An 18,010-nucleotide genomic window follows, 5' to 3' on the forward strand; every position below is an offset into this window, starting at 1 on the left:
ATTAACAAAAGTTAACTGTTGACATCCCGTGGTAGGAACGAAAAAAAAACAATTTATTGTTGGCGATACCGCTTTGAAGAGTTTGCATAGCACAAAGGATGACAATAGCAGTTACAGAACCAAAACAGGTTGGAGAGGCATAATCGAGGAATACAGAGAATACCTGCCGGTAACAGAGGCCACGCCTATTATAACCCTAAGGGAGGGGAATACGCCCCTTATTCCTGTGCCTTCCATTGCTAGGAGAATTGGGCGCCAGGTAAAGGTATATGTGAAATACGATGGATTAAACCCCACTGGCTCATTCAAAGACAGGGGTATGACAATGGCAATCTCCAAGGCGAAGGAGGCGGGGGCTCAGGCGGTTATTTGTGCAAGCACTGGTAATACATCCGCGGCCGCCGCTGCCTATGCCACTCGCGCCGGCATGAGGGCCTATGTAATTATACCAGACGGTTACGTGGCCCTTGGTAAACTTGCCCAGGCATTGATTTATGGCGCGGAGGTGTTAGCCATTGACGGCAACTTCGACGATGCCCTTACCATTGTCAGGGAGATGGCGAAGAATTATCCCGTCACCCTTGTCAACTCCGTCAACCCCTACCGTCTAGAAGGGCAGAAAACCGCTGCCTTTGAGGTAGTAGATACTCTGGGATACGCCCCCGACTGGTTAGCCATTCCCGTTGGCAATGCCGGCAACATTACCGCCTATTGGATGGGCTTCTGTCAGTACTACAGTGAAAACAAGTGCGATCGCCTCCCTAAAATGATGGGTTTCCAAGCCTCTGGCTCAGCACCTTTTGTCCAGGGGCATCCTGTATTACAACCTGACACCATTGCCACCGCCATTCGGATTGGCAATCCCGCTAATTGGGAAAGGGCCCTGTGTGTCAGAGACGCTTCGAAGGGGGAATTCCACGCCGTCACCGACAGTGAGATTCTGGAAGCCTATCGCCTTTTGGGAAGGGAAGAGGGCATTTTTTGTGAGCCGGCCAGTGCCGCTTCTGTGGCCGGTGTGTTAAAATTAAAGGACCGCATTCCCGATGGGGGTACTGTGGTTTGTGTTTTAACTGGCAATGGTCTAAAAGACCCCGACAGTGCCATGAAAGTGGGGGAAACTGGCATTAGGGGTGGCATAAAGCCCGACATCAACGAAATTGCCCGCATTATGGGCTTTCTTTCCTAGAAACTCTTCCAGAAAAGGGGATGGGAGGCTTGACAAATTTCCTCGCTTTTTGAAAACAATTAGCGTTGACTTGCCTCATAATCCCCCTCCCCCCTCTAACTGGCGAAGAAGGGAGAGGAGGGAGTCAAAATCCAATTGGTGGAAGTGATGTAAAAGGAGGGAGACTAAGGGGGAAAGGGGAGTGTCTTGGGTGAGTTTTTGAAGGGAAAGTAGTTGTTTTTTTGCTTCTACTAAATCAGACTCTAGGAGGGAGGGAATGTTTTTGAGGATAGACTGAATTTCTGGCCAATTTTCAAGGGTATTTGGCGAGAAATTTTGGGGAGTTGTATTATCTGCGTATCCCGGTTTTAGCCATAGGGACAAGGAGTTGAAAACTCGGTCAAAAGCGGCATTGAAGGAGGGTAAAATGGTTTGAATTTGAGTGGTATTTTGGTTTATAATTGCCATTTCCAAGTCTCTGCTAGCCAGGAATAATTCTTCTGTTCCGAGGCTACCACAAACTCCTTTTGGGGAGTGAACAATTTCCCTTGCTTTTGCATGCATTTCCTTCTCGTATTGATTTTTGTATTTGGTTGTTTTTGTCTTTATTATTCTCAAAAAACTGAATCAATAGTCTCTTGTATAAATCTTTATTGTTACCTATACGGGATAGGGCAGATTGGGTATTAATGCCTTCTAATGGGGGGATTTCTTCCCCTTGACAGGGGGGAGGGTAATGATAATCATGAGCAACAGAAGAGGAGATTTTTTCCGGGGGTAGCCATTTTAAAAGGGTGTCTCGCAGTTGATGGGGGTTAATAGGTTTGGTAAGATGGTCATTCATGCCAGCCTTTAGACTTAATTCCTTATCCCCTGACATGGCATGGGCAGTCATGGCAATAATGGGTATCTTCTTGTAGTATTCCCCCTCTAACTGTCTAATTCTCCTTGTGGCTTCTAACCCATCCATCAGTGGCATGGAAATATCCATCAACACCAAGTCGTATTGCTGTGACTGGATTTTTTCTATGGCGACGAAACCGTTTTCTGCTATGTCAATTTCTACCCCCCGTAACAACTCTAAAATTATCTCCTGGTTAATCTCGTTATCTTCTACCAACAGAAAACGACAGTGTTTAAAACAATTCTTCGGAGGGATAGGCTTGGAGGGAATCACAGAGATGTGAATTGGTGTTAAAGATGCTGATAATGGCATTGAAAAGACTGGATTTGGTGACGGGTTTAGTGAGAATAGCCTTGACACCGTTTTTGGGGGAGGGGTAGGCAGTAATCAGCAACACTGGTGGAATGGTTTGGATACGGGGATTGGCTTTTAATGCCAGCAAAGTCTCGATGCCGTTGAGGCGTGGCATATGCCAGTCGAGGATGAGAAGTTGATATTCTTCCTCCCCTTTTTCTAATTCGGCAATTACCTCTAATCCTGATTTCACCGTCTTGACTACAAAGGAATAAGATTCCAAAAATCTAGCAATTACCTCTCTAGTGACGCTATTATCGTCGGCTACTAAAATTGGTTTAACAGTTAGAGGGGAAAGGCTATGGGGAATTATATTTTCCTTGCTTTCTCCCTCTTCCAACTGGATGGTAAAGTGGAATTTACTACCTTTTCCTTCCTCGCTTTCCACCCATATCTCTCCCCCCATCATTTCTACCAGACGACGACATATTGCTAAACCTAATCCTGTGCCACCGTATTTACGCGTAATCGAGCCATCGGCTTGAGTGAAGGGTTGAAACAGTTTATTGATTTTGTCTTTACTAATCCCTATTCCTGTGTCTTCTACGCAACAGTAGAGTTTTACTTTTTTGTTTTCTCTTGCTTGACAACTCAGCTTGACGAGAAGAAAGTCCTTTCTCCGTAAATTTTACCGCATTTCCTACCAGATTTATCAGGATTTGGGATAGGCGAAGAGAGTCTCCCTTCAAACTGAAATCAATTCCCTCATCTACGTCAAATATCAATTCTATCCCCTTTTGTTCGCATTTCAAACTGAATAAATTGGCTACATCTTTTAGGATATTATCCAGCCAAAACTCGTGTTTCTCCAACTCTAGTTTTCCAGCTTCAATCTTGGAGAAGTCGAGAATGTCATTGATGATTAACAACAAGGATTCACAGGCTTTTTCGATTGAAGGTAAGATAATTTCTCTGTTTCTCATCCAGGGGGGTTTGTAAGGCCAATCTAGTAAAACTAAGGATAGCATTCATGGGGGTGCGAAGGGAGTGACTCATGGAGGCGAGAAATTCGCTTTTAGCTTTGTTGTAAAGAAAGCAGCTTCTTTGGCTTTTTCTAACTCTTGTTGTACTTTCTTAATGTGGGAAATATCACGGGAGATAGCTAGTATAATTTTCTCATTAGGACTGGGAATAGCACTGAGAGATACTAAACAAGGTATTTGGCTGCCGTCTTGCCGTTGGATAATCCACTCAAACACACAACTGCCGTCTTCTAACGCTTGATGGATATACTCTGTTGCCAACTGGGAAGATGGTTTGCCATTTGGTTGGTAGGGTGGGGAGAAGTCAGCGGGGGTTTTGCCAATAAAGTCTTGTTTTGTAATACAGCCGTGTAGAGCTAAAGAGGCTTGATTACAGTCAATATATCTACCGCTGGTGACGGAAATAAGGGAAAGCGCGTCATTGGATGACTCAAACAGGGTGCGATAGCGATTTTCACTCTCTTGTAGTTTGAAGTATAGGGCTTCTCTTTCTTTAACTTCTTGCATGAGGATTTGATTAGTGGAGAATAAGGCAGCTTGGGTTTGTTTTAGGGTGACGAGAGGATTTTTTTCGCGCGATGGCATTGCTGAAGAGTTTGCCCACTAGTTGTAACAGGTTGGTTTCCCCAACTACTGGAGTGATGGTGGTTTTTGACAGCAATGGCAGTTAAAAATCCTACTATCTCATTGGACATTTGGATAGGTAATGCCACAAAGGATTTAATTTTTAACTGTTGGAATAATGCTTTTTCCGTTTCTGCAAGTGGCGGTGGAGGGAAATCCTCCAGGCAATTAATCATTACTATCCATTGGGTTTGTAATTGTTGTACTAGCCAAGAAATCAAACGTGTTGAGATTTGCCAATCACTTAAATCTACGTCGCTAATACGGGATTGACTTTGGTGGGAGAGGGAAAATGTATGTTTCTCCTTGTCAAATTCAAAAATGCTGATTTGTTCTATTTTCAAAAACAGGGCGATGGCAGTCAAGGCGGAATTAATGTATTCATCTATTTTTTCCGCTGGTATTATAAACAGATTAGTAGCAATTTCCGAAACTAGTCTTTCAATTTCGTTTAGGTAACGGAGTGCGATTGCTTTTTCTTCTGCTGTTGCTAATGCTTCCCTCAATTCGGCGGTGCGTTTTGCTACTTGACTTTCCAATTCTACATTTAATTTCTCCAATTCTAGACGAGCTTTTCTTCTTTCTATTTCGGCGGCGGCGCGAGAGGCGAAGAGAGTGCAGTATTTCTTTTTTGACAGGGATGTCAGGGATTTCCTGCTGACTCAAAGCCGCCAAAAAGCCAATTGCTTGCCTCTTGCTGTTGTATAATCCTATGCCCAAATAACTGTAATTTTCTCCTTCTTTGAAAAAAGGATTATGACGATATTTGTTGCGAATATCGGTAACATATAGACAATAACTAGGATCGTTTTGTTCTAGAATTTCTTGACAGGGAGTTGCTTTTAGAGAGTAGCTGAAATTCTCCTTAAATTCTCCCTTGTGGTAGTAGATGATAGTAGTGGCCACATGGGGGGTTTCCGGTTGAATTTCTGATAGGCATACCGTGTCAGCCGGGAGGATTTTAGCCAGGTATTCCACGAGAGATTGGAAGAATTTTTCTTCTGTTTCTCCTGTCACTCCTCTTGCTATGTGGCGGATGGCATTTTCTATTTGTTTTCTCTCCTCTATGCTGCTGATAATGCCTGTTACTTTTTCTATTTCTAAGTTAGGGGAAGTCTTGATGACGCCCCTATCCGACACCCAGATATATTGGTTGTTTCTTTTCCTAAGACGATATTCGCAACTGTGGGAAGTTTGAGGATATTTAGTAGGCTTTTTAGCCTGGATTACTTCTGTCACGTCATCTGGGTGAATTTTATCCAGTCAGAGGGGATTTTGCTGAGGCATTTCTTATAGAGTGTAACCTAGTAAATCAGAATATGCCCCCCGACAATTGCAATTTTTTGTCTGGGGAATATTCACATATAATTTGACCAATAGTGTTAACTAGTAGTTGATTTCTTTGTTGTAATGCCTCCTTTTCCTTTTGAAAAATTTTTATAGTAGTAATATCCCTAGCGGCAAATAGAATAGTATTCTCCCTACTGGGAATCATCTTGACGTTGACTAACAGATAATGTTGACGATTATACTTGTCTGTAACCACTAATTCCCGATTACAAATTTCTCCTCCTTCCCACAATTGTTTCGGGGAAAAACAGTCTTTCCCCAACAGGTTGTAGATATTACCCATGGCTTTGACTTCTTCGACACTGTAGCCAAAGACAGTAGAAACAGTGGGGGAAACAAAAGTAAACTTTCCTTCCCTATCAGTCAACAAAACCACATCCCCTATACTTTCCAGGATACAACGGTATAATTGTTCTGATTCTTTGTCTTCGCCAATTCTGCCAGGTGTCGGCTAGTTTCATCTTGTAGGGTGAAGATAAAATAGAGGGGATTGCCGTCAGTATCACTGTGGAGGGAAACATTTAACAAACCCCAAAAAACACTGCCATCTTTTCGCAGATAACGCTTAGTAAGGGAATAACTGTCAATTTCCCCAGCCAACAGTCGAGTCATCAAATCGGAATCCAGATATAAGTCTTCAGGATAAGTCAAATCCCACCAGGTTTTATTAACAATTTCTGCGGGGGTATAACCAAACATTGTTGCCAGTCGTTGATTTACTCTTAACCATTTGCCTTTTAACCCCACGTGTGCAATACCAATGGCTGCCTTTTCAAAGGTTATACGATACAAGTCATTGGGGTTAATCTCAATAATATCCCTGCCGGCTTTTTTATTGTAATTTATTCTCCCGTAGTAAGCCAACTTGCTTTCTAATTCTCTGTCTGAAAAAGGAAGGGTAATGTAGTCAGTTGCCCCAGCAGCAAACGCCTCCATCTTCTCTTTCTCCTCAAACTTTTCACTTATTATTAACAAGGGGATCTCACCGTTTTTTGCCAATCTAATTAACTCCGATTTCTTGGCAATAAAAGCTGCAAATTCGACGAAAATTATGTCTATACTATCGTTGCTATTTTCCTCCGCACTTTCAATGGCTTTTGCCAAGTAACAAACAACCCCCCTCTCCTTTAGGAAAGCCAGCAACTCCCGTGTGGCTCTGCTTATCCTTTCATTGTTTATGATGATGAGAGAAGTTTGTGGGTACATTTCCCTCCTATTGCCAAAATTCCCTGCACCCACTCGCCCTTCTCCCTCGGCTTATGATGATACTCTCTCATTTTTCACCTCTTTTGTCCATTATAACATCCTCCTCTGATAATTGACAGCTGTTAGCCAAAAATGGAGAATTTTGGCTGTTATTTTCTGTTTTAAACTTGTTCATTTATCTTGATTTTTCTCGCAATTAATATTATAATAATATGAGGCAAAAAGGGCAGAGGAGAGAGAAAATAGGGAATGGGAAGACACAAAACGAGCCCGGGGAATACATATCCTTTAGGAGCAAGAGTAGAAGAAGGAGGGGTAAATTTCTCGCTGTTTTCTAAACATGCAGAGAGAGTAGAATTGTTGTTATTTGATGAGCCAACAGGCGAGCCAACAGAAGTTATTAGTCTAGAGCCAAAAGTAAATAAAACCTACCATTATTGGCATGTTTTTGTACATGGAATTGGGAGTGGACAAATTTACGCCTATCGGGTGTATGGCCCTTATAAGCCAGAAAAAGGACATAGATTCGACGGTTCTAAGGTACTATTAGATCCCTATGCAAAAGCAATAGTGGGGGTAGAGACTTTTGACAGGGAATTAGCAAAACGTTATGGTGTGGATAACTGTCGTCAATCCCTAAAGGCAGTAGTGGTGGATACTCGTAATTATAACTGGGAGGGCACTACTCATCCCCGTATACCCTTCTCAAAAACAGTAATTTACGAAATGCATGTTGCTGGCTTCACCAAAAGGGAAAATTCGGGGGTATCCAAGGAAAAAAGAGGCACCTATGCGGGTTTGATCGAAAAAATACCCTATCTTAAGGATTTAGGAATAACAGCAGTGGAATTGTTGCCTATACACCAATTTGATGTTAAAGATGTAGTCAATCCCCAGCTGGAAAATTATTGGGGTTATAGTACTATTAGTTTTTTTGCTCCCCATCGTCAATATAGTTATGATAAGAGTTTAATGGGGCCTATCAACGAGTTTCGGGATTTGGTCAAAGCCTTCCACAAAGCGGGAATCGAGGTAATTCTAGATGTTGTCTTCAATCATACCAGTGAGGGGGATGAAAGGGGTCCCACCATTTCCTTCAAGGGTATAGACAACAGTGTATACTATCTGCTGGACGAGAAAAACCCGGCCAAGTATAAGAATTTTAGCGGCTGTGGCAACACCTTTAGAGCTAACCACCCCGTAGCGCGTAATCTCATAATCGACTCCCTCCGCTACTGGGTGTCGGAAATGCATGTGGATGGCTTTCGTTTTGACTTAGCCTCCATCCTTGGGAGGGATCTATTAGGGGAGCCTAAGCTAATTACTTCTGTTTTAGCACAAATAGAGGCAGATCCGGTACTTGCTGGCACCAAACTTATTGCCGAGGCTTGGGATGCCGCCGGCTTGTATCAAGTAGGCGAATTTATCAACCACAGCGACTGGTTTGCTGAATGGAATGGGCCTTTTCGCGATGATGTACGTCGTTTTGTAAGAGGAGATAATCGGACTGTTAGAAATCTGGCGGCTCGGATACTGAGTAGTTCAGATATATACACAAAGCCAGACAGAGAGCCCAACCGTAGCATCCATTTTATCACATGTCATGACGGTTTTACCTTGGCAGACTTAGTCAGTTATAGTCGCAAACACAACGAAGCCAACGGGGAAAATAATCGGGATGGCTGTAACGAGAATTATAGTGCCAATTATGGCATAGAAGGACCCACTACAGACCCCTATATTAGTGCCCTGAGGGAAAGACAGATGAAGAATTTTTGGACTATCTTGCTTTTAGCCCAGGGGACGCCTATGATTAATATGGGGGATGAGATGGGGCGCACACAATGGGGAAATAATAACGCCTATTGTCAGAATAACGAGATTAGTTGGGTTAATTGGGATGATCTAAAGCGAAATCAGGGGTTATTCCGGTTTGCCAGGGGATTGATTCATTTTATCCAATCCTTGGACTTATTCCAACAGGAAAAACTACTCAAAACCGAGGAAAACAGTGAAGAGCCTTATCTTATCTGGCATGGTGTAAAATTATATCAGCCGGACTGGTCTGATTACTCCCATAGTATTGCCTTTACCCTTCATCACCCCAAAAAAGGGGAGTTTTTACATGTGATTTTCAACGCCTACTGGGAATCTCTCCAATTCCAGTTACCCACCCCTCCTCATGGTAAAAAACTATACCGCATTGTGGACACCTCTGCCCCCTCTCCCCACGATTTCTACGAGGTGGATAGGGCAATCCCCGTCAACAGTGAGCATTATTTAGTACATGATCGCACTTGCGTAGTTCTTATAGCTAAATAGGGGGATGAGTCATTTTTTACAGTCACCCTCAATGGAGGCAAAGGTGGGTTGATAATTCTGAGACAATGCTCAATTTTCTTGATAATAATAGGCTCATTTTCTGCCTCTTTTAGTAGCAACAAATACTCCCTTATTTCTTCTATTTGTTTCTCATTTAGCCTCCCCCTATCCACCATCAATAGAATCTGATTCATTGCCCACAGTCGTCTCAGATTAGACTCCCCGGTTAAGTCATATAAAATCTCCCCTAACTCCGATTCTTTTTCTTTCTCCAGCCACCTATTAAAGGACACAAATATCCCACCCCCTGCCAACAGTAACTGCAAAATTACCCCCAATGCCAGCCACTTGTTATCAGTTTCTGACCAGATATTCAGGGCGGAATATGTTATTAGTGACAACAAGCCCGCTACGATTACGGAAGCCACTAGACTTCCGTTTTCTGACTGTAAAAATTCCCTTGTGCGGTAGATATTTTTCAGTAGAAGAAACCATTTCATTCTGGCAGATAACAGGAGGGTGGCTATGAAGACGAAAGACGAACAAACCAAGTCGAAGTCTCCTGCTGTTACGGCCAATCCCAGGAGGAAATAATATAGTTTTTTGTCTTGATATAATGGATACTTCTTCTTACTCTTTCCAGTCATTTCCCTCACAAAAAACACATCCTAAAATTCATACATCCATCAATTATAAGAAGGCACGGCCATGATTATAGCCTTGACTATATTTTTCCGGCTGCTAAAAGGGTGTGGAGAAATTCATTATCCCGGTTTTACCACCTTTTGTGCTTTTACAAGGGTTTCTATAACCTGCTGAGGATTCATCAGTCTTTTCAACACTACCTGTTTTATGTTTCGATCTAACTTGACACTTTCCGACAGTGGTATCACCTCCACCATAATCACTGCATCTTCCACCTCGTATAGCCAAAGAGTCTCATTGTTTTCCACTATGCCTAAAGGCAGACAGCGGATATGGGGTTTTCGTCGCCAGGCTACCTCATTCCACAATCCTCCTCTTTCCCAAATTCGATTATAAGTCCAACCTGCCGTCAGAAAAAAATACTTCATACCCCCTTGTTATTGGTGTCGTTTCTCTTCTATGCTAATAGGGGATAGGGGGTAGGGGGTGGGGTATGGGTGGGGGGTAGTGGGGGATTATGATTATAAGGCCTTACTGGGGTCAAGATTAGTAACAAAATTTTCAACAATCCCCGGAAGTAGAATTAAAAATCACGTAGTTTGAGTCTTTCAATATTCCAAAAAGCCCCACCTAGGGCAGAATATTGTATGCCTTGAATGCGATTTCTAACGGCGGCTAAAGAGTAGGGGTTTACTAGGTAAATAAGGGGTAGGTATTCGGAAGCAAGTTGTTGGGTTTGTCGGTAGATTTCCCTTCTTTTTTCAAAGTCTAATTCACTGGCTGCCTGGACATATAATTCCCCGATTTTTCTTTCCCAGTCGGCAACAACTCTCCCCTCAATTGGTTTTCTGCCGGGTTGTGGTTTTTGATTAAACAAGTGTAAATTGCCATCAGGAGACCACAAATTGATACCATCATTTGGCTCATTCCCTCCCGTGAATCCAATTATATGCGCTTCCCAGTCCAGTGTGTTAGTAAGTTTATCAACCAGTACATTAAAAGCAATAGGAGTAAAGTCTACTTGTATCCCAATTTTTGCCAAATCCTGTTTTATTTGTGCCCCCAATGCCTCTCTTATTTTATTGCCAGCATTGGTTAAAAGAGTGAATCTTACAGGGTTATTATCTGCATCTAAAAGTCTGCCATTTTCATCATATTTAAAACCCTCGGCTAGTAATAATTTTTTCGCCAATTCCGGATTGTAATCGTACCCCTTTATGGTAGGATCATAGAAGGGAGATTGCATGGAGATGGGGGAGTTTTGTTTTTCTCCCAAGCCTCGGTAGATATTATTAATCATCCTATCCCTGTTTATGGCATAGGCTACTGCCCGTCTGAAATTGACATTATTAAACCACTTGGACTTTATTGGCTCTACTAGGGGTTTGCCATCCCGATACCCCCTGTTCAAATTAAATGCCATAAAGGTCAACCCGTAGGCTGGCCCACCATTATAAATGGTAAAATCCCCCCTTTTTTCCTCCTTCTTTAACAAAGAAAAATACTCCGGAGAAACTGCTATTGAGTCCAAACTGCCTGAGCGAAATTGTAGTAAGGCTGTGTCGGTCGACTCCACAATTTCCCACACAATTTCCTCTATATACGGCAACTGATTTCCCTCTTCATCTTTTTCCCAGTAGTAGGGATTTTTAGTAAAAACAATCCTCTGAGATGTTATATATTCTTTTAGTTTATAGGGGCCATTAACTACTAGTTCCTCTGGCGGCGTATCTACACCCCAAAAGGATAGGAAAAGGGGCCTACCATCCCTGTCTCTTTTACGAATCTTCTCCTCTACAATATGTTTTGGTAAGATAGCTAAACCCGCACTTTGTAAAAAAGGCGCAAAAGGCTCAGAAATGGTAAACTTAACCTGACTATCACTGATTTTTTCCACCTTGGGAAAACTCCGACTTTTACCAATACGAAGACTGTCTCTCACATTAGTAGGAATTTCCGGGTTAAGATAGACATCATTATAGGTAAACACCACATCATCTACCGTTAAGGGATGGCCATCTGACCATTTTAAGTCTTTCCTAAGAGTGAAAATTATACTCAGTTTGTCATCCGAAATAGTCCAACTTTCTGCTAATGCTGGCAAGATTTCCCCCGTCAGGGGATTTTCCTTTACTAACCCCTCATAGGTTAACCCAAAAATGTTAGGAGATTCCTGAGACAGGGCTACATTAAAGGTTTTTGGATCACTTAATATTGCCTGTACAATTCTAGATTTACTATAAATGTTTCCCCGCCAGTTGCAGGAGTTGATGCCTACAACTATCCCAGCAAAAATTACTGCCAATATTATAGAACTTATTCTCTTGTTTTGTCTCCTATTAGCCGTCAATACCATACCCTAAATCTCTGTATAAAATTATAGTTTCCTATTTGGCATCCATCCAGTTACTCCCCACATGAGTGTCTACAACCAGGGGAATTTTTAGGGAAATGACACTCTCCATTGCCGCCCTGATTTTAGGCGTCAAACAATCAATTCTTTCAGAGGGTATTTCAAACACCAACTCATCATGTACCTGTAACAGTAGTTTGCCCCCTTCTCGGTTTAAGATTTCATCCACTGCTATCATGGCCAGTTTTATTATATCAGCACTAGAACCCTGAATAGGGGCGTTGGCAGCCGCCCTCAACATCTGTGCCGTTTGATTGTCCAATTTAATGGCTGTTAAATCAAAAGAATTAATGTCCCTGTTTTTCAGTCCTTTTATCACGTCATTGCTAAAATGAAAATACCTTCTTCTCCCCAGAATGGTAGTTACATAACCATTTATTATCGCCTCTTTCTTCACTCTTTCTAGGTATTCAAAAACCTTGGGGTATTTTTGATGATAAATATCAATAAATTTCTTAGCTGTGGCCACATCAACCCCAGTTTCCCGGGCAAATTTCTGCGCGCCCATTCCGTATATTATTCCAAAGTTTATCGTCTTGCCGATGTTTCTTTCTTCCGGAGTTATATCTTCCTTTCCCAAGAGGATTCTCGCCGTTACTGTGTGGATGTCCAGGTTATTTTTGTAGGCGTCTATCAGTCTCTCCTCCTCACTCAAGTGGGCCAGTATTCTTAACTCTATTTGGGAATAATCTGCACTTAAAAATAGGCATCCCTCTTCGGGTATAAATCCTCTACGAATCCTCCTAGAAAAGGCAGTGCGAATAGGGATGTTTTGTAAGTTAGGATTAGAAGATGATAGTCTCCCCGTGGCGGTTACTGTCTGATTATAATTAGTGTGAATTCTTCTAGTCTTGGGGTTAACTAGAGTGGGGAGGGCATCCACATAGGTAGACTTCAATTTGCTTAGGGTTCGATGTTGTAAAATCAACTCCACTACCGGATGGGCACCTATTAGTCTTTCTAACACATCTTGGTTGGTAGAATATCCCGTTTTGGTTTTGAGGGACTTGCTTTTATCTAAACCTAATTTTTCAAACAGCAACTCACTAAGTTGTCTCGGGGAAGCCAGGTTAAATTTACCTACTATGGCAAATATCTTTGTTTCAATTTCCTTCAACTCCCCTTCCATTTCTTCTGACAATTTTTGGAAATAATCTGTGTCTATTAACACCCCATTTGCTTCCATTTTTGCCAAAACGGACTCTAGTTTTAACTCCAGGTTGAATACCGTCTGCAATGAAGGTATTTTCGCCAACTCTTCCCGCAACTTTTCCGTGAGGTGGAAGGTCGCCAAAACATCCAAACCGCAATATTGTGCTACCGTTTCGGGGGATAAATGGGCAATCGTCTGGTTTTTATCTATTTTTAAGTCTCCATAATCCCTAGCTATGAAATCCAGCCTATACCTAACACATAAATTGCTCAGTTTATGGCTCTCTTCTGGTTGTAAAACATAACTTGCCAACATAGTATCAAAAACAACTCCCCTGAGAGTTACTCCGTGATGGAGTAAAACTAGTCTATCAAATTTGGTGTTGTGGAAAGTCTTCGGGTATTTCTCATCTTCAAGAATAGGCTTCAACTGCTGTTTTACTAACTCCCAATCCAATTGTTTTCTACTGGTGTGTCCCAGGGGTATATAAGCGGTATTTTCTAAACTCTTCCCCCAACAAACCCCAATACCGACAAGATTTGCATACTGAGTCTCAAGGGAGTCAGTTTCTGTATCCCAGGCAGTAAGTTTTGCCTCTTTGATATTATCTATTATCCGCGCAAGTTTAGGAAGTTCATCTACAACAATTGTGGCCGATGGTGAATTAGATTCACCCCATTCAAACAGGGACATTTGTTTACTACTATTCTCTGATTTTTCCTCCGTATTCTTATTAGCAACAACGCCACCCAACTTCTGTTGAATTTCGTCAATCCTTTTCAGGAAACTATGTAATTCCAACCGCTGAAACAGGGGAATAACTTTCTCCTGGGCAAATCCCTTTAGCCGAAACTCATCCCAAGAAAAGGATAAGTCGACACTGGTGACTATTCTAGCCAGGGATTGGGAGTGATATGCATCTTCCCTACCTTGGATTAACCTATTTCTAATTGCCGGTTTTATTTTGTCTAGATTATTATAAATGCCATCTAGAGTTTCATACTCACAAATCAGTTGACAGGCAGTCTTTTCCCCAATTCCCAACACCCCCGGAATGTTGTCAGATTTATCCCCACATAGGGCCCTATAGTCGACAATTTGATTTGGTTTTATCCCTAGCCTAGTCAGTACCTCTTTCTCGTGATATAGTTCATATTTTCCCCAGGTCTTATCGGCATATAAAACACTAATTTCCGCCTTGTCATTCACCAGTTGCCAAAGATCTCGATCTCCAGTTAGAATATAAACACGAAGGTTAGAATGGGCCCCCTTTGTTGCTATAGTGCCAATAACATCATCAGCCTCATAACCCTCTGCAGTTATAACGGGAATATTCAAAGCCCTCAAAACCTGTTGTAGGTTGGTAATATCCTCAAGGAAGTCGGAGGGGGTTTCCTGTCGATTAGCCTTGTAGTCGTTGTAGGTGGTGTGACGGAAGGTAGGACTTTTTACATCAAAAGCCACAGCCAAATAATGGGGAGAATAGGTGTTGATGATGGTAAACAGGGAATTGAGAAAACCAAAACAGACACTGGTAGGAATTCCATCAGAGGTGTACAGTGGCTTTTTTTTTCCCTTGGCCAGGGCATAGTAGGCACGATAGGCTAGAGAATGGCCATCTACAATTAACAATAGAGGTTTATCACTGTCACTCATGGGAGTTGGTCAGATTTATTTTATACACACTTGAATTTTACACGCCTACCGCTTTATATTTCCCGGCAAATTGTATAATGTTATTCTAACATGTTTTTACCATCTTTTCATTTTAAATTGAATATTTTTGGCAAAAATGTTATTAACAGAAGAACAGAAGATGGGGGGAGTATATTTAGATTTTGAGTATCCGGTGGTGGAGATGTTTCACTCGTTGCAAGGTGAGGGATTTTGGACAGGCACTAATGCCTTTTTTATCCGTTTAGCTGGCTGTGATGTATATTGTCCTTGGTGTGATCAGAAAGAGACTTGGTCAACAAGAGGACATCCATTATTGACTGTATTGGAAATAATAAAAGAGGCGAAAAATACCACAGCCAATGTTGTCATTGTAACCGGAGGCGAGCCATTACTTTACAATCTTTTACCCCTGACAAAATCCCTCAAGGGGGAGGGCTATAGAATCCACTTGGAAACATCGGGTAGTAGGGATTTAACAGGTGTTTTTGATTGGATTACCCTATCTCCAAAACCCTACAAAAAGCCGCTGGAGGCTATCTATAAATATGCCGATGAATTGAAGGTAGTGGTGGACAAAGAGTCTGATTTGATTTGGGCCGAATCAGAGGCGAAAAAAGTCAGGAAAAGTTGTTGGAAATATCTACAACCCCAGTGGAATAACAAGGCAAGTCAAGAGTTAGTTATTAATTACATACTGACTCATCCCCACTGGCGTTTAAGTCTTCAAACCCATAAGTTTTTAAAAATCCAATAAAGTGAAATCAGCCAACGGAAAAAAGACTATTACTATACCGCTGATTGAGGATAAATTCAGCAATAGTCAAATCGATGGGAGTGGTAACCTTGATATTTGTCTCCTCCCCCATTACTATACGTACAGGGAAACCACATTTTTCCAGGAGGGAGGCATCATCAGTCACCTGCCACCCCATTTGTAAACCGCGCTCATGACATCTCTTCAACAATTTCACATCAAAACCCTGAGGAGTCTGGGCCGCCCAAAGAAAATCCCTTACAGGCGTATCAGTAATCAACAAGTCAGAATTAACCACCTTAATAGTATCCTTCACCGGGACGGCCGCAATCAAGGCCTGACAGTCATGCAGGGCTTCCGCACAACGATTTAACAGTTGGGGGGTTACCAAACACCTAGCCCCATCATGAATTAAAACCTTATCTGCCTCCTGGGGCAGGGCCTGTAAGCCATTATAGACTGACTGTTGTCTAGTTTGGCCCCCCTGAATCAACCGAATAGGTTTTTTAGGCTTAATTTGTGCTATAATCTCCTCAAAGAATGGGAAGTCGTGACTTTGACCCATTATTCCTATCCATGTAATTTTTTCTGCCGCCTCTGCTGCCAGAATAGTCCAGGCTAATAGGGGTTTGCCCTTTAATTCTAAAAGAAGTTTGTTACGGGGGCTACCCATCCTCTTGCCCATTCCTGCTGCTGGAATCAACAAGTACATAGTCTTTCCTGTTTAATTTCCTTCTAGAGTATCCTGTTACATTGTTTGTTCCTTGTCAATATATGTCTTCTTCCCTACATGATTATCTTGCCAAGTCTCTAGAGACAATAAAAAAGGCCAACTGGTATCGCCAAGAAAAACTAATCAGTAGCCTTCCCGGCGGGGTAGTAGAAATAGAAGGGCGACTATTAGTAAACTTTGCCAGTAACGATTATCTCGGTTTAGCCGGAGACGCACGTGTTATTGAAGCCGCCACCCAAGCATTATATAAGTATGGCACAGGTAGCACTGGTTCCAGATTATTAAGTGGGCATAGGAAACTACATGAGGATTTAGAGAAAGCCATTGCCTCTTGGAAGAGGACAGAAAAAGCATTAGTATTTAGTTCAGGTTATAGTGCTAATATAGGCACCATTTGTAGCCTGGTAAAAGGGAGAGACTTAATACTAGAAGACGAGTACAATCATTCTAGTCTGAAAAACGGGGCTAAACTTAGTCAGGCTAAGATAGTCAGCTATAAACACTGCGATTGTGCCGATTTAACCGAAAAACTCTCCAAATTGAGGCCAAAACATCGTCACTGTCTCATTGTCACCGACAGTGTTTTCAGCATGGATGGCGATTTATGTCCTCTTCCAGAATTGATAGCCATTAGCGAGAAATTCGACTGTTGGCTTTTGCTCGACGATGCCCATGCTACGGGTGTCTTGGGAAAAACCGGGGCAGGCAGTGTGGAACATTTTGGCATAGACGTTACAGGAAAAAATATTATCCAAGTAGGTACTCTCAGTAAAGCCATAGGGAGTCTAGGGGGGTATGTAGCTGGTAGTGCCCTTCTTATCGACTTTCTCCGCAACCGCTGTCCCACTTGGATTTATACTACTGCCCTTTCCCCTGCCGACACTGCTGCCGCCATAGCCGCCATAGAAATCATCCAACAGGAGGCCAACAGGAGGGAACAGCTGTGGCACAATATTAACACCCTCAAACAGATATTCCGGCGTCTCCAATTACCCACACTCCCCTCAGACTCCGCCATTATTTGTCTCAAGTGTCACAATCCCCCCCACGCCCTACATCTCAGCCTCCAGCTACAGAAAGAAGGCTTTTTCGTGCCTGCCATTCGTCCTCCCACAGTGCCCACCAGTCGTCTTCGTTTTTCCGTCATGGCCACCCATCTGCCACAACACTTCCAACAGCTTGCATCTGTCTTATCCCATTTTCCCCTTTGAATCCCTGTTGGGTTTACAATTCCGCCTCCTTTACATTTCTTATCTTTACACTTCTTAGTATTTTGTCACAAGGTAGAGTATTTTATGGTAGGATGGGGGGTGTAAAGGTAAAAGGGGCGGTAGGCGCAGGTACTACCAAGGCACTTGGGCTGCGAATATTTTTGTTTAAAAAGTATTGCAACTAGAGGGGTGGTGGGAGAAAACACTAGGGAGGGAAGGGGAATAAAGGAATGACCAGGAGGGGTAGGGGTAAGATTTATTTCCCGTTTGACAGACTGTTATAAGTGCTAGAGACAAAAGGGTGATCGGGATAAGGAGGTCGTCAGACAAATAAAACCCTTGAGACAGGCAAGAAAAAAATGGAGGTAAGCGGATTCGAACCGCTGGCCTTCACAATGCCATTGTGACGCTCTACCAACTGAGCTATACCCCCTTGAGACGTAGATATTTTCTAGTCAGTGAGGTGCTGCTTTTCATCACAGGCACATTTGACATTATAAAACAAAATGGAAAAAA

At 42.4% G+C, this 18,010-nt stretch carries 19 protein-coding genes and 1 tRNA gene; 4 read left to right on the forward strand and 16 right to left on the reverse strand.

All coding sequences use genetic code 11. The features are described 5' to 3' along the window. Positions 1-82 precede the first annotated feature (82 nt). Positions 83-1,186, forward strand: a complete 1,104-nt coding sequence (locus IGQ44_12965) for a threonine synthase (protein ID HIK38886.1) — start codon at positions 83-85, stop codon at positions 1,184-1,186. A 75-nt stretch (positions 1,187-1,261) separates the two neighbouring features. Here the strand turns inward: IGQ44_12965 and IGQ44_12970 are convergent, their stop codons facing one another. The 10 genes from IGQ44_12970 to IGQ44_13015 form a co-directional block, all read right to left on the reverse strand. Continuing rightward, positions 1,262-1,729, reverse strand: coding sequence for a hypothetical protein (locus IGQ44_12970; GenBank protein HIK38887.1), 468 nt, complete (start codon positions 1,727-1,729; stop codon positions 1,262-1,264). After that, positions 1,677-2,285: a response regulator gene (locus tag IGQ44_12975; protein HIK38888.1), complete on the reverse strand. Its 609-nt coding sequence runs from the start codon at positions 2,283-2,285 to the stop codon at positions 1,677-1,679. Before IGQ44_12975 ends, IGQ44_12970 begins: the two co-directional genes overlap by 53 nt. A 16-nt stretch (positions 2,286-2,301) precedes the next feature. Then, positions 2,302-2,811 carry a response regulator gene (locus IGQ44_12980; protein ID HIK38889.1) on the reverse strand — a complete coding sequence of 170 codons (510 nt, stop codon included), beginning with the start codon at positions 2,809-2,811 and terminating at the stop codon, positions 2,302-2,304. A gap of 133 nt (positions 2,812-2,944) precedes the next feature. Beyond that, positions 2,945-3,346, reverse strand: coding sequence for a hypothetical protein (locus tag IGQ44_12985; GenBank protein ID HIK38890.1), 402 nt, complete (start codon positions 3,344-3,346; stop codon positions 2,945-2,947). Beyond that, a complete protein-coding gene (locus IGQ44_12990) occupies positions 3,300-3,419 on the reverse strand; it encodes a hypothetical protein (GenBank protein ID HIK38891.1) in 120 nt (39 codons plus the stop codon). The genes IGQ44_12985 and IGQ44_12990 overlap by 47 nt, the downstream gene beginning before the upstream one ends. Beyond that, positions 3,416-3,991 carry a PAS domain S-box protein gene (locus IGQ44_12995; protein HIK38892.1) on the reverse strand — a complete coding sequence of 192 codons (576 nt, stop codon included), beginning with the start codon at positions 3,989-3,991 and terminating at the stop codon, positions 3,416-3,418. Before IGQ44_12995 ends, IGQ44_12990 begins: the two co-directional genes overlap by 4 nt. Next, entirely contained in the window at positions 3,955-4,569 is a 615-nt protein-coding gene (locus IGQ44_13000; GenBank protein ID HIK38893.1) for a hypothetical protein, read from the reverse strand. The genes IGQ44_12995 and IGQ44_13000 overlap by 37 nt, the downstream gene beginning before the upstream one ends. Further along, complete coding sequence (locus IGQ44_13005; protein ID HIK38894.1) at positions 4,472-5,269, reverse strand: hypothetical protein; 798 nt, start codon at positions 5,267-5,269, stop codon at positions 4,472-4,474. The genes IGQ44_13000 and IGQ44_13005 overlap by 98 nt, the downstream gene beginning before the upstream one ends. A gap of 73 nt (positions 5,270-5,342) precedes the next feature. Next, on the reverse strand, positions 5,343-5,816 hold the full coding sequence (locus IGQ44_13010) for a PAS domain S-box protein (protein ID HIK38895.1): 474 nt from the start codon (positions 5,814-5,816) through the stop codon (positions 5,343-5,345). Further along, on the reverse strand, positions 5,762-6,586 hold the full coding sequence (locus IGQ44_13015) for a PAS domain S-box protein (GenBank protein HIK38896.1): 825 nt from the start codon (positions 6,584-6,586) through the stop codon (positions 5,762-5,764). Before IGQ44_13015 ends, IGQ44_13010 begins: the two co-directional genes overlap by 55 nt. 249 nt (positions 6,587-6,835) lie before the next feature. Between IGQ44_13015 and glgX the strand changes: the two genes are divergently transcribed. Beyond that, on the forward strand, positions 6,836-8,908 hold the full coding sequence (gene glgX / locus IGQ44_13020) for a glycogen debranching protein GlgX (GenBank protein HIK38897.1): 2,073 nt from the start codon (positions 6,836-6,838) through the stop codon (positions 8,906-8,908). Here the strand turns inward: glgX and IGQ44_13025 are convergent. The 4 genes from IGQ44_13025 to polA form a co-directional block, all read right to left on the reverse strand. Continuing rightward, positions 8,863-9,555 carry a hypothetical protein gene (locus IGQ44_13025; GenBank protein HIK38898.1) on the reverse strand — a complete coding sequence of 231 codons (693 nt, stop codon included), beginning with the start codon at positions 9,553-9,555 and terminating at the stop codon, positions 8,863-8,865. The genes glgX and IGQ44_13025 overlap by 46 nt on opposite strands. 117 nt (positions 9,556-9,672) lie before the next feature. Beyond that, entirely contained in the window at positions 9,673-9,981 is a 309-nt protein-coding gene (locus IGQ44_13030; protein HIK38899.1) for a hypothetical protein, read from the reverse strand. A 155-nt stretch (positions 9,982-10,136) separates the two neighbouring features. Beyond that, a complete protein-coding gene (locus IGQ44_13035; GenBank protein ID HIK38900.1) occupies positions 10,137-11,909 on the reverse strand; it encodes an ABC transporter substrate-binding protein in 1,773 nt (590 codons plus the stop codon). Positions 11,910-11,940: 31 nt separating this feature from the next. Continuing rightward, positions 11,941-14,775 carry a DNA polymerase I gene (gene polA, locus IGQ44_13040; protein HIK38901.1) on the reverse strand — a complete coding sequence of 945 codons (2,835 nt, stop codon included), beginning with the start codon at positions 14,773-14,775 and terminating at the stop codon, positions 11,941-11,943. A 160-nt stretch (positions 14,776-14,935) separates the two neighbouring features. On the opposite strand from polA, the gene IGQ44_13045 reads away from it, so the two are divergent. Further along, positions 14,936-15,550 (forward strand): 7-carboxy-7-deazaguanine synthase QueE, encoded by a 615-nt coding sequence (locus IGQ44_13045; GenBank protein ID HIK38902.1) that lies wholly within the window; start codon positions 14,936-14,938, stop codon positions 15,548-15,550. A gap of 7 nt (positions 15,551-15,557) precedes the next feature. Here the strand turns inward: IGQ44_13045 and IGQ44_13050 are convergent, their stop codons facing one another. Then, positions 15,558-16,262, reverse strand: a complete 705-nt coding sequence (locus tag IGQ44_13050; protein ID HIK38903.1) for a 2-C-methyl-D-erythritol 4-phosphate cytidylyltransferase — start codon at positions 16,260-16,262, stop codon at positions 15,558-15,560. Positions 16,263-16,324: 62 nt separating this feature from the next. On the opposite strand from IGQ44_13050, the gene bioF reads away from it, so the two are divergent. Further along, positions 16,325-17,494, forward strand: coding sequence for an 8-amino-7-oxononanoate synthase (gene bioF / locus IGQ44_13055; protein HIK38904.1), 1,170 nt, complete (start codon positions 16,325-16,327; stop codon positions 17,492-17,494). A 360-nt stretch (positions 17,495-17,854) separates the two neighbouring features. Here the strand turns inward: bioF and IGQ44_13060 are convergent. Next, positions 17,855-17,927: transfer RNA gene (locus tag IGQ44_13060), tRNA-Ala, on the reverse strand. Between the last annotated feature and the right edge of the window lie 83 nt (positions 17,928-18,010).

Source organism: Geminocystis sp. M7585_C2015_104, assembly GCA_015295805.1.
GTDB lineage: Bacteria > Cyanobacteriota > Cyanobacteriia > Cyanobacteriales > Cyanobacteriaceae > DVEF01.